Annotated in this window: 11 protein-coding genes; 2 read left to right on the top strand and 9 right to left on the bottom strand. The window is 45.9% G+C overall.

Features of this window, described 5'->3' with window-relative positions:
* The first annotated feature begins 72 nt into the window (after positions 1 to 72).
* Positions 73 to 1,278: a transposase gene (locus tag QUB11_RS02510; RefSeq protein WP_333202824.1), complete on the top strand. Its 1,206-nt coding sequence runs from the start codon at positions 73 to 75 to the stop codon at positions 1,276 to 1,278.
* A gap of 128 nt (positions 1,279 to 1,406) precedes the next feature.
* Here QUB11_RS02510 and QUB11_RS02515 read toward each other — a convergent pair whose 3' ends face one another.
* The 5 genes from QUB11_RS02515 to QUB11_RS02535 form a co-directional block, all read right to left on the bottom strand.
* Positions 1,407 to 2,099 (bottom strand): response regulator transcription factor, encoded by a 693-nt coding sequence (locus tag QUB11_RS02515; protein WP_333202826.1) that lies wholly within the window; start codon positions 2,097 to 2,099, stop codon positions 1,407 to 1,409.
* 105 nt (positions 2,100 to 2,204) lie between these two features.
* On the bottom strand, positions 2,205 to 4,490 hold the full coding sequence (locus tag QUB11_RS02520; protein WP_333202828.1) for a hypothetical protein: 2,286 nt from the start codon (positions 4,488 to 4,490) through the stop codon (positions 2,205 to 2,207).
* A gap of 581 nt (positions 4,491 to 5,071) precedes the next feature.
* Positions 5,072 to 5,239, bottom strand: a complete 168-nt coding sequence (gene psb34 / locus QUB11_RS02525) for a photosystem II assembly protein Psb34 (protein ID WP_333103838.1) — start codon at positions 5,237 to 5,239, stop codon at positions 5,072 to 5,074.
* A gap of 69 nt (positions 5,240 to 5,308) precedes the next feature.
* Positions 5,309 to 6,352, bottom strand: coding sequence for a thiazole synthase (locus QUB11_RS02530; protein ID WP_333202830.1), 1,044 nt, complete (start codon positions 6,350 to 6,352; stop codon positions 5,309 to 5,311).
* Positions 6,327 to 6,845: a CdiA C-terminal domain-containing protein gene (locus tag QUB11_RS02535; RefSeq protein WP_333202832.1), complete on the bottom strand. Its 519-nt coding sequence runs from the start codon at positions 6,843 to 6,845 to the stop codon at positions 6,327 to 6,329. Before QUB11_RS02535 ends, QUB11_RS02530 begins: the two co-directional genes overlap by 26 nt.
* A gap of 45 nt (positions 6,846 to 6,890) precedes the next feature.
* Here QUB11_RS02535 and QUB11_RS02540 point away from each other — a divergent pair, with 45 nt between their 5' ends.
* Positions 6,891 to 7,592, top strand: coding sequence for a Crp/Fnr family transcriptional regulator (locus QUB11_RS02540; protein WP_333389621.1), 702 nt, complete (start codon positions 6,891 to 6,893; stop codon positions 7,590 to 7,592).
* A gap of 251 nt (positions 7,593 to 7,843) precedes the next feature.
* On the opposite strand, the gene QUB11_RS02545 is transcribed toward QUB11_RS02540, so the two are convergent.
* The 4 genes from QUB11_RS02545 to QUB11_RS02560 all read right to left on the bottom strand — a co-directional run bounded on the left by QUB11_RS02545 (position 7,844) and on the right by QUB11_RS02560 (position 11,913).
* Positions 7,844 to 8,179, bottom strand: a complete 336-nt coding sequence (locus QUB11_RS02545) for a cupin domain-containing protein (protein ID WP_333172170.1) — start codon at positions 8,177 to 8,179, stop codon at positions 7,844 to 7,846.
* A gap of 92 nt (positions 8,180 to 8,271) precedes the next feature.
* Positions 8,272 to 9,051: a class I SAM-dependent methyltransferase gene (locus tag QUB11_RS02550; RefSeq protein ID WP_333389623.1), complete on the bottom strand. Its 780-nt coding sequence runs from the start codon at positions 9,049 to 9,051 to the stop codon at positions 8,272 to 8,274.
* 242 nt (positions 9,052 to 9,293) lie between these two features.
* Positions 9,294 to 10,871, bottom strand: coding sequence for a sodium:proton antiporter (locus tag QUB11_RS02555; protein WP_333389625.1), 1,578 nt, complete (start codon positions 10,869 to 10,871; stop codon positions 9,294 to 9,296).
* A 19-nt stretch (positions 10,872 to 10,890) separates the two neighbouring features.
* Complete coding sequence (locus tag QUB11_RS02560; RefSeq protein ID WP_333202839.1) at positions 10,891 to 11,913, bottom strand: DUF389 domain-containing protein; 1,023 nt, start codon at positions 11,911 to 11,913, stop codon at positions 10,891 to 10,893.
* Between the last annotated feature and the right edge of the window lie 126 nt (positions 11,914 to 12,039).

The following is a 12,039-nucleotide window of genomic DNA, read 5'->3' on the forward strand; positions in this document are numbered from 1 at the left end:
CCCGTCCTTACAGGACGGCTTTAATTCCGTCAAAACTGTGAATTAGTTTTTATATCCATCATAGCGACGTAAATGTTAGTATTTGAAGCCAAGCTAGAAGGAAAGAGGGAGCAGTACGAACGGCTAGACGAAGCCATTCGTACTGCTCGCTTTATTCGTAATAGCTGCATCAGGTACTGGATGGACACAAAAGGTGTAGGTCGCTATGACTTAAGCGCTTATTGTGCAGTCTTAGCCAGGGAATTTCCTTGGGCAGCCAAGCTTAACTCAATGGCTAGGCAGGCTTCGGCCGAAAGAGCTTGGTCAGCGATTGCACGGTTTTTCGACAACTGCAAAAAAGCAAAACCCGGAAAGAAAGGTTTTCCCCGTTTCAAAAAGCATGAAACGCACGGTTCTGTTGAATACAAGACTTGCGGATGGAAGCTTTCTGACGACAGGCGAAATATAACTTTCACCGACGGATTTAAAGCAGGAAGTTTTAAATTATGGGGAACTCGTGACCTACACTTTTATCAGCTAAGTCAAGTCAAGCGGGTTCGCGTAGTTCGTCGAGCCGATGGATACTACGTGCAATTCTGTATTGATGCCGAACGAAATGAAAAGCGGGAACCTACGGGACGAACCATTGGTTTAGACGTAGGGTTAACGCACTTCTATACAGACTCTGACGGAAACACCGTAGAGAATCCACGTCATTTGAGAAAGTCCCAGAGGTCGCTTAAAAAGCTTAATCGCAGGCTTTCTAGAACGCAGAAAGGCTCTAAAAATAGAGCTAAGGCTCGGAATCATTTAAGTAGAAAACACCTCAAGGTAAGTAGGCGGCGTAAAGACTTTGCCGTGAAATTAGCAAGGTGCGTAGTCCAGTCCAACGACTTGGTAGCCTATGAAGACTTGTCGGTGCGTAACATGGTTAAAAATAAAAAGCTGTCCAAGTCTATATCAGATGCAGCCTGGACAGCTTTTAGGAATTGGGTTGAATATTTTGGCAAAGTATTTGGGGTGGCGACTGTTGCAGTACCGCCTCACTATACAAGCCAAAACTGTTCTAGTTGCGGGAAAGTGGCGAAGAAATCGTTAAGTCAAAGAACACATATTTGTCCGCATTGTGGATTTGTTTTAGACCGAGATTGGAATGCGGCTCGCAACATATTAGAACTAGGATTGCGTACCGTAGGGCATACGGGAACCTCAAACGCCTCTGGAGATATCGACCTCTGTTTGAATGAGGAGACTCTTTCAAATAAGTCGGGTCGCCGAAAGAGGAAGCCTAAACAGTGATGTTTAGAATCACCGTGGCTTTAGCCCGGTGAGAATGTCAAAAATATCGAGTATGTTAATCCGAGATATTGGTGAACCCGCGCCTACAGCCTTCTGCCTTCATATCCGCTGCCTAATGCCGAATGTTACTAGGTTGTGGGTTCAAACTTGTAACCCACCCCCCGGACGGTTTGAATCATCGGCATTTGATTGGGATCTAGTTCAATTTTGCGGCGAATTTGACCTATATGGACATCCACCACGCGATCTGCTCCTACATACTCGTAGTCCCAAACTTCATGCAGCAATTCCGATCGCCTCCACACGCGACCGGGTTTGCTGGCCAAACAGTAAAGCAGGTCGAATTCTAAAGCAGTCAAAGCAACTATCTGACTGCCGAGAATTACCTCGCGGCGAACCGGATCTATTAGTAGCTCTCCAAAAGTAAGAGTTTGTTGTTCGGCGGGAGTAACAATGCGTTTGCGCTTCAAAATTGCTGCAACGCGAGCTCCAATCTCTACAAGACTAAAAGGTTTAGTAATGTAGTCGTCAGCACCTTCGGCAAACCCTTTCATTTTGTCAGCTTCATCGGTTCGGGCAGTCAGCATCAACACAAACACGCCCGTGCGTCTTTGCATTTCTTGACACAGTTTGTAGCCAGTCGTATCAGGTAAATTTACATCTAGAACTACTAAGTCAGGATTGAGTTGCTCAAATAATTCCAGACCAGTCTGACCGTCCTGGCCAGACTCAACTTGATAACCTTGCTGGCTCAAAAAACGATGAATTAAATTTCGGATTGCCGGGTCGTCATCAACCACAAGGATTTTTACAGGGGCCATGACCACAAGTTTGCTTGAAGAATTAGGCAAGAATATTCAGCCATAATAATAGAAAACTGGATACAAATCTCGAAAAAATTGAGCTTTTAATAGTTATAGCTCTCTTTATAACCTACGCAAAATTTCAGGCAATAAATCTCCAGGAACTTTGGATAAGGCTAAATTTTGGCCTGGCAGCCCACATTCACTATAGAAAGCTCTAATCGTTTTGACAATATAGCTCAATGCTGTTTGCCGGGAATCAGCAGCTTGGGAGTTTGCCGGGGCTTGCAGGTTGAGTTTATCCCCATATGTTAACCCTTTGTCATTGAGATATTGTCCCCATTCGGCGCACACTTGCAACTGGTGCTGCAGCGCTGCTTCTAGATGGCTTGTCTGTGCGACTTTGTTAGCGGCGAAATCTGGGTCTGTGGCTAGTTGATAGTGGGCTAGTCCGAGATTGTTACGGGCGGCCAAGGCGTCAAAAGTGAGTTTGGTTCGATCGATCTCTCCGGCAATATCCAGGGCGGCTTCGTAGGCGGTAATCGCCTGCTGCAATGATTCCGTCCGCGCCTGTTTCTGCTGAAACTGGTTCGCCAAATGCCAATAAGCGGTACCGAGATTGTTGTAGGTGGCTGCTGCTGCTGCGGGTACTAATTCTCTGGTGCGGTATTTCAATGCTTCGCGGTAGGCGGAAATCGCCCTGACTAGCAGGGGTTCTGAGGGTTGGTGCTGGGCGAGGTTCCAGCAGGCGGTACCGAGGTTGTTTTGCACTCCGGCATAGTTGAGGGGTTCTCGTTCGGGACTGTAACAGGAGAGGGCTTGGGTGTAAGCTGCGATCGCACTTTTGAGATATACGATCGGCTCACCATCTTGGGCTAAATTCCAGTATGCTGTCGCCAAATTATTCTGAGCAGCAGCGTACTGCTGAGGCTCCACGGCGGGATCGAGATCCAGCAGCGCTTGTTGGTAAGCTGCAACTGCGTGCTGCAAGTTCTCTGTCTTGTCTCGATAGCGGGCTAAATCGGCCGAGGCGATTCCCAAGTTTTTGTTTAATCTAACGCGGGTTTGGGGTACGGTTTCGGCATCTGTTCGGTTCAAACCTTCAAGGTAGAGGGCGATGCTGCGTTCAAGACAGGATACTGGATCTGAGGCGTTATGCTGCGTGCGATCGCGCGACAGCATCCAGTAGAGAGTGCCGAGATCGTTGAGGAGATCGGAAATTGGCGGTAGAGTGTTGGACTCCTGGGCGTACTGAGTTAAATTTTCTGTCAATTGGGCAATCAGCCGCGCGCATTCCTCAGTTAGTGGTTGATTTTGCTGCGAGTTGCTGTCAACTTCGAGATAGGCAATCACTTGTTCGATCGCGCGAATGGCGATTGTCAGGTTTTGCTCTGAAACGTCTCCGCCCAGAATGCGATCGCGGTAGTAATTTCCCAAACCGTGATAAGCCAAAGCCAATGCTTCGGAACAACACTGATGTTCTTGCAGCAGTTCGATGTATTGCAGGGTTTGCAGCGGCAGAAAATTCTCCTCTGATGCGGCATTATTTTCGGCTGCCAAATCCTCAGAAGCCGCTGCTAGCACCAAATCTGCCAGTTGGACGGATTTAGAATCTGGCGCTGGGGACGGGGGATGGGAAATTGGGGATGGTTCCTCATCTGCCAGTTGGACGGATTTAGAATCTGGCGCTGGGGACGGGGGATAGGCAATTGGGAATTGTTCATCTGGAATTGGGGATTGTTCGTCGGGAATTGGGGATTGTCCAGACAAAGAAGATATTAAAAGTTGGTTGCCAAAGTCTCCGCTGTCCCGCAAGTTTCGCAAGTCTCCTGAGTTCCCGAAGTCCTCAAAGTGCCCGAAGTCTTCCTTAGCTGGAGTTGGTTCGCCTTCAAACTCAAATACTCCGGTTCGCCAGTGCCAAAATTCCGGGGCCGATTGTTCGATCGAACTTAGCCAGGGCCGCGACACCCACAGCAACAGAGTAGACTCGCACAATTGCAGGTTTACTTCGATGTCTCTCAAATAGCTCAGGAACGACCACTGCACGGCTGCTGACTGCCTGGTCAGGTGTTCGGCCCCGATAATTTGAAATCCCGGCAAAGGGCTGTAGCTGCCTCTGTTTTGCGGCGGTGGGTGTTGGGTCAGCCACGCGGCGATCGAACCCCAAGGATTTGGATCGCTCAAGTCGAGTTCCAAACTGACAAATCGGGGGTAGTCGATCCGAGGATCGGAGCCTGCGCTCTCTGCGATTAATTCTGTGTGCAAGCGGGCTGCCAGACAGTCCCGCAAGCACAAGTCGTCGCAGGCGGCGATAAAAATTTGACGGCGTAAATTGAGGTCGATCGCCTGTTTCAAGCGTTGGTAGATCAGCTTGTTCGAGCTAGAAACTTTTTGGGAAGGAATAGACATCAGGAGCAGCCGATTTTAGATTTTAGATTTTAGGTTTTAGGTTTTAGATTTTGGATTGTAGATTTTAGAGTTGAGAGTTGAAATCTCGATCGCTCATAACTCACAACTTGCGCCCCGAAGGCAGTCAATCGATTTTAGATTTTAGATTTTAGATTTTAGATTGAAGCCTTGACCGCACGGATAAATTCGGGGGCTCCTTTATCGGATACAGGTTTTTTATTTCTGGGCCCTGAGTCTGCTTTCGGAATGAATCACGTGGCGGGTATCCTGGATGCTTGATTGTCAATCGCACCGGTGATGACTAAAGGATTGTAGATGTTCAATTGGCAATTTTATGTGGGTGACGAACCCGTGTTAGTATTTGCAACCCAAGTCCCTGAACCCGAAAGCAGAGAGGAAAAAACCAAATTTCTGCTTGTCTTATTTAGCTTTCGGGCTCGCTCGGCACGCTTCAGGATTGTCGCAACTACCTGCTTTTATTGAAACACAAAAACCATGTTTCCTTGGGAAAGGAAAACATGGTTTCTCGAAGGATTATTTAAAATTGCGATTTGAAGCAGCTTTGAGTCTCAGGCCAGTTTTCAGACGGAGGCAGCCACGTACACCAAACCGGCGACTAACATGGCTGCTGCAATACCCAGGATGATGTAGTTCCGCTGCTGGTTCTTGTTAGGAGGTACGGCTTCATACACCTTCGGCTCTTTAGCAAAGTTGTTCAGGCGTCCATCGTCATCTTTGATGTAAGGCATCAGTCACAATCCTTAATATTTTTGATGTTTACAACTGTACCAAAAAAGCGCCCAGGAAAATTCAGGAATTTATTTTGACGTGACGGTGCCTGTTTGGGGGGAAGAGGCGATCGCATAATCTTTGATCGGCATTCTGCCTGCTAAGTACGCCATCCGCCCCGCTTCTGCTGCCATGGACATTGCTTTTGCCATTGCCGGGGAATTTTGGGCATTGGCGATCGCGGAATTAATCAACAGTGCATCGGCTCCCATTTCCATTGCTCGCGCCGCTTCGCTGGGGGTTCCGATCCCCGCATCGACAACCACAGGAACCTTCACCGTGTCAATAATTATTTGAATGTTGGCCGCATTGTTGATCCCTTGTCCTGAACCAATGGGGGAACCTAAAGGCATGACTGTCGCACAACCGACTTCTTCGAGGCGTTTTGCCAGCAGGGGATCGGCATTGATGTAGGGCAAAACGGCAAAACCTTCTTTAACTAATTGTTCTGCCGCTTCCAAAGTGCCGATCGGATCTGGCAGCAAATATTTAGCATCGGGAATCACTTCTAATTTGACAAAATTATTGTCTTCTTGCCCTAAAAGTTTCGCCATTTCCCGCCCCAAACGAGCTACTCTAATCGCCTCATCCGCAGTTTGACAACCGGCAGTATTTGGCAGCATCCAGATTTTAGTCCAATCGAGAGCCTCTGCCAATCCTTCATGCCCCGGAGCATTTGTTTGCACTCGCCGCACAGCTACAGTCACAATTTCGCACCTGCTAGCGTTGACACTTTGCTGCATTTCTGCGATGCTGCGATATTTTCCCGTCCCCGTCATCAAACGAGAATGAAAAGTTTTGCCGGCAATAACCAGAGGTCGATCGGAGATAGTGAGGGGTGGCGCTATGTGTCCGTGTTTTGGGTCTCCAAAAATAGCATATTCTAGCCCCTTTTCCCATTCTTCTCTGCCTCCGAGCATATTTTCTAGCAGCCAACCTTCTTTATTGGTGAGTTCGTCCCGAGTTACTGCGTAGAGGATCTCTCCAACAATAATCAATCTTGCATCCCGCGGCATATTATTTTTTATACCGTTATTTACGATTTCTTCAAATTCTTGAAAAACGCTGCCCATTTTCCCATTCCTCTCTAGTAATTTTTAGAACAGATTGGTTGTTGAAAACCAAAATGATAGTTTGCATGAGATGCTTAACATCCCAATATATGGCTTGCCTGATGCCTTCGTCTATCTCTCGAATGTCGTAAATTTCTATATTTACGTGAAAAATGACTGCATTTGCACTTTGATTTTTGGCTTTTCCCAACCCTTCTTGGACTCTATTTTTTAAATTACTCGACTCTTTTGTTAATTCCTTAAATTCGCAAATTTGACCGTCAACGTCAGCGTCTGGAGTTTTAGTTCCCGACGGTGCTTGTTCGCTCAAAAGTCTAACTCTCTTTCCCATTTTCGCCAAAACTTCAGACACAAAAATTTCGGAATTATTAAGATTATGGTCTTGGTGGACGAGTACAAATCCGCCAGCTATCTCATCAAAATAATAGCGCCGATATTCTGGTTCTGCCTTTTCGTAGATGGCTCTGCTTGTCTCGATATATTCTGAATTCACCGTTACTATACTCTCAATGGACTCGGATCGGGTAGAGTTAAATCTATGAAAGCAAATGTCGAGCAACTGGCTAAAATTGGAATATTTGCCAGCTTAAACCAAACTGAATTAGAGCGATTGCAAGAACACACAGTAATTCGGAGTTACCGACAGGGAGAAGTTGTGATGTATGAGGGCGATCGCATCCCCGAAAAATTATACACTCTTTTGAGCGGTTCTCTGCGGGTTGCAAAAACAGCGACGGCGGGCAAAGAAACAATTCTCCGCACTTTGTTTCAGGGAGATATTTTTGCTGCACCTGCTTTGCTAGGCAACGGCATTGCCCCCGCAACGGTGACGGCAGAAACTGATGTGCAAGTTCTTACCACAGAACGGGAATTTTTGCTAGCAGCTATTCGGGAAAATCCTGAGATTGCTTTGCGAATATTGGCGGTTTTTAATCAGCGGTTGCAGCAACTGCACGAGACAGTGCACGGTTTGGTGTCGGAAAGGGCGATCGTGCGGCTGGCCCGATTTATTCATTACTTTGGCGTCGAGCAAGGTAGGAAGATGGCGGATAATAGTGTATGTTTAGAAAAACGTTTTCCCTACTATCAAATTGCTCGCAGTATTGGCATTACCTACGAAGAATGCGTGCGGTTGTTTAAGAAACTCAAGCCGTTTGTCTCCTACAGTCGAGGCGGTAAAATTATTATATTAGATTGGGAAAAATTGGAGGATGTCGCCTCTGGAGATGAAATAGAATAAATGTTAAAATCCCAATGCTCGTAGGGGCGGGTTTTACCAACAATTTACGTCTCAAACTAACAATCTCGTAAACCCGCCCCGCCCCAACTGATGATTCTACGGGACATGATTTCACAAACAATATTTGACTGCAACTCACTATCTACATAAACCCGCCCCGATTCACGGGTGGTGGGGGGCGGGTTTATGAGATTATTGATTTTAGGCAAGTATGGTTGGTAAAACCCGCCCCTACAGCAATATTTATGGGATTAATGAGGCTCGGAAAGTGTCAAAATAAATGCCAAATTTTCTTCGGCTTTCAAAGCGTGAAGAGCTTGACCGGGCATGAAGACAAATACTCCCGGTTCCAAAACAATATCCTTGCCTTCCAAAGTCAAAATACCCTTTCCTTCTATGACATTAACTGTGGCATTTCGTGCCGAAGAGTGTTCCGAAATTTCCGTTCCTGCAGCCAGACAAAATAAACTGTACTGACAATTCTTGTCTTTGACTAAAATTTTGTTCAGCACTCCGGCGGCGGGATATTCAATTGCGTCTCGGAGTTGGATTGCTGAAGATTGTAGCGGTAAAAGAGTAGTAGTCATAGTTTTTGACAATTAATTAATTTGGTCACAAGTCTCGAATTTATCAGTGGCTTCACTTTCTTCAATCGAAAATCGAAAATCGATTGAGTCGGTTAAGATTGTTTTTTGGCAGAGATAACGATGTAGCCTAGATCCTGTTGGTAATGCTGGAAAACTCGACGCATTGCTAATATACGATCGCGAATTTGCGATCGACTTAATATATTCCACACAATCCGCACAGTACCCACAAACCCTTCATCTTGCAGCATTCGCGACAAATTTAGGAGGCCCATCGCCCCAGTTTGACACTTTTCTACTTGCAAACCCGCGTTTTGGTAAAGAGCAATCCAGCCAGACTCAGACAAAGGCGTTGAATTAGCCCGAGTCACTTCTGATAAAGCTTTTTGAATTTCTGATTCTCGGTTTCTAGCTAAAAGTTCGTGAGAGAGAAACTTGCCACCTGGTTTTAGCTGATCGCAAATTCCCGATACAATTTTAGCTTTCCCTGACGGCGACTGCATTGTCAGGATAGCTTCAGCCAACACCCAATCAAACTGTTGGGAAATCCGATCCAAGTGAAAAATATCTCCTTCCACAATTTCTACTCGATCGCTCAAACCGGCTGCTGCAACATTAGCACGAGCGCGGGCCACACTTTCGGGATTTTTCTCAACTCCCACTACTTTTACGCCAAAACGTTCAACAAGGGCGATCGAACTATATCCAAAACTAGCCGCCAACTCCAAAACAGTCTCGTCCGGTTGAAAATCCGCCCATTCAAATAACTGTTCCGTAGCAATTTTCCCCCCCGGCCTCAGCATTTTCTTACCCGCCGCGGCCAGAACTTGATGTCCGGGTGCAGTCTTAAAATTGAGAGCAGTATTGGTCATTAAATTGACCTCCTATTTAACCTTACTCTCAGTTTGCCAAATTATCCCAAATCTTTCTATGATCTAGCTCATATTCAAATTATCGTAGGCTGACGAACCCTACAATATCAGGAATTATACCATGTCAGACCCTCAACAATTCGGACTGTTTTTGATTGCCCACAATGGTTTCAGTCGAAAGCCCAACACCCGTACTCGTTGTAGTAGAACTTATTTCTGTTAATCCTGCCAACGAATTCGCTTTAAGAAACAATTGTCTCATTCCGCTCTTTAAAACATTGCTGCAACACAGAAACAGGCAGCTCATTCAATTGACCAGCTCGCACAAATTCAGCATAAGTATCAGCCTCTATTGCCTCCAAATCCCCTTCGAGTTTGTCGATAGTCATTTGCCGCAGTTCAGGAGATCGATCGTACATTTGATTGATTTCTGCTTGCAGCAAGTTTAATTTTTCTTGAAGCTGACTCACGAGATGATTAGAAAACTCAGGCTCGATTTTACGATCGCTCGATACTTCAGATAGATGCTTGAGAACCCGATTGAGAGCAACACGTTGGGCGATCGCCTGCAGATACTCCTGGCGCAACTCCTGGTTGCTCAACAACCCCAGTTTTTCCAGCAGCGCCTTGGTGGTTAAACCTTGTACTAGCAGCGTAAATAAAACTACACCAAACACGAGCGCAATAATTTTTGGTCGATCGGGCAGAACATGGGGTACGCTCAAAGCTAAAGCAATCGAGACAGAACCCCGTAATCCTCCCCACCAAATCACAGTTTGATCTGGCAATGAAATTTTAGATTTTCCTAACCAATTGCTCAACCATCCTAGACCAAAAATAGCGATCGCTCGCGTCACAAACATCGCCACTACAGTTATGCCAATCACTCCTAAATTCGCTCCCAAATCAGCAAACCTTATCTGATCGCCAATCAGCAGGAACATGATCGAATTTACAAAAAACGCCAAAAAATTCCAAAATTGTGTTACCGCAAGTCTGGTACTGGGTTGCATACCAATCTGAGAGCCAAAATTGCCAAATATCAAGCCCATCGTCACCACTCCAATCACCCCTGAACCACCCAATTCCTCCACAATTATATAAGTGCCGTAGGCGGAAACTAAGGTTAACGATTGCTCCACCAAAGGTAAATCAAATGGTTGAGTCAGATAAGAAACTCCAAAACCGATTAAACTGCCGACAACAACCCCAATTCCCACAAAAGCTAAGAAACGCGCAATCAGAATTGGGATGCCAACGTCATCAGTCCCTAGAGAGAATCCCACCAAAAAACTAAAGGCAACAATAGCAATGCCATCATTAAATAAACTCTCTCCCTCCACCAGCAAAGCTAGGCGTTTTTCCACTCCCAGTTCCCGGAACAATGCAATTACAGAAACAGGATCAGTAGCAGATATACTAGCTCCTACCAACAGAGCGATCGCTAAAGAAACTCCAGCTATTTGGTTGAGAGCAAAAGCCACGCCAGCAACAGAAATAACAACACCCAAAACCGCATAAAGAGCGATCGGCAGCAAATCCCGCTTGAGTTTAGACCATTCCAGATTCCAAGCAGCTTCAAACAACAGAGGCGGCAAAAAAATCAACAGAATTAGTTTCGGTGAAAGCGTCACCAGCCGCACATCTATAAAAGCCAAACCCAACCCGACAATTACTAACAGCAGCGTGTAGGGAATTTTGCTCAGCCACCCAAAGATTTGCGGCAGCGTCGCCACAGTTAAGGAAACCGCTAGCACTAAGAGAAATTGCTTCAGATTCCCCTCGATCGTCACTTGGTTAATTAGAGTTTCTGGGGTCATATAATTAGGAATAAAATAGTTAAGGCTTCGGTTTTGAGCGGGGCTTATTCAGCGTCGATCGCCGCACTTCTTCAACTTGACTGACTTGAAAAATTAGGGTAAAGGGTTGACCCATTTCTTTTTCGACAAATTCTTCTAAAAGCTGCACCTGTTTGGGTGTCAAAGCTTCGCTGCTGCGAACACTCAGACGAACTTCCGGCGGTTTCGCCAACCAGTTAGTATCAGTTGCAATCAGTTCCACCCGTTGAAAAGTGATAGTTCTGTTAAGCAAAGCCCGCTTCAGACTGGCTTCGAGTTGCGCTTGCTCGATCAATTCTGCAAAACTCACCCCCAAAGGAATTACAAGTATAGCCGTCAATGCTAGCGCCCAAAATAGGGCTTTACCGGCGCGATGTAGGGGGGTGTAGCCAGCCATTAAAGAGGTTAGCATACAGGAGAGAGTTATTCCCAGCAAATTAGTAAGATACAGGAGGCTTGCTCCCAAACTGAGCGACCAATTAGCTTGAGATAAGCCTAAACCTATAACACAAATTGGCGGCATGAGAGCCACGGCGATCGCAGTTCCCGCCAGAGTAGCAGAAACTTTGGGCTGAACTTTCGCATAGCCGCTGATTCCCCCAGCGGCGATCGCAATTCCTAAGTCTAGTAATGTAGGTTTAGAACGAGCTAGAACTTCGCTTCCAAAGTCGGGAAGTTGTACCAAAGCGCCCAAAAAACAAGCTAGAAAAATTGCTAGCAGCGTCCCTACTGATAATGCAATTAAACCTTTGCGGAAGAGGAGAACGTTACCTTCTACGGCTCCAAACGCTAACCCTCGGATTGGCAACATCAGAGGGGCGATGATCATAGCACCGATGATGACGGCCGCACTGTTGGAAAGCAGTCCAAAGGTGGCGATTATACAGGAGCCGAGAATTAAGACAAGATAGTTAATATCTAGGGTTGATTCTTCCAACAAGTCAACTCGTATTTGCTTTAAATGCTCTGGAGCAATCCTGCTCCTGGTGAAATATTTAAGACGGTCTCGAATAGGGTTGAGCAAAATAATCTCCTTAAATTGGGGGATTGTATCTCTATGCAGGTAAGGTCAGTCGATTTTAGATTTTAGATTTTAGATTTTAGATTTTAGATTTTAGATTTTAGATTTTAGATTTTAGATTTTAGATTT

This window comes from Microcoleus sp. B6-A1 (assembly GCF_036705085.1).
Taxonomy (GTDB): Bacteria; Cyanobacteriota; Cyanobacteriia; order Cyanobacteriales; family Microcoleaceae; genus Microcoleus.